Here is a 381-nt window from a genome sequence, read left to right as displayed (position 1 = left end):
GGAGATGGTAGCTTCTACATCTCGCTGATCACCGAGAACTCCTTCACCCACCCCGATTCCGACGACATACCGAATGAGAGCCACGCCGCATTGGCCGGAGCCCGCCGCACATTACTCCTCGAGCAGGCTCGGTTGCGGTGGCGGTTGCTCGATCTCGACGGCGATGTCGCCGATACCGACCTGGGGGCGGAGCTGTTGATTCCCGGTGCGTTCACCTATGACCATGCCGACGAGGTGTTCTTGCGTATGGGGGTGCGGTGGGTCCCTGTGGTGACCCGCACGCTGCAGGATCGCCTGGATACCCTCGCCCAACCTGCACCGCTGACCGATCCGGAGGCCAATTTCGGGTTGGAGCTGCCCAAGACCAAGAAGTCCTTCTCT

1 protein-coding gene is annotated in these 381 nt (G+C 62.2%); it reads left to right on the top strand.

Features of this window, described 5'->3' with window-relative positions; translation table 11 throughout:
- Positions 1–381 (top strand): hypothetical protein (locus ACX4ZE_RS23180; RefSeq protein WP_480275587.1); only part of this gene is annotated, 381 nt, incomplete at both ends.

The sequence above is a fragment of the Nocardia sp. TBRC8007 genome (genome assembly GCF_056629435.1).
The sequence above is the reverse complement of the archived record's forward strand: the minus strand, read 5'-3'. Positions and strand labels throughout refer to the sequence as shown.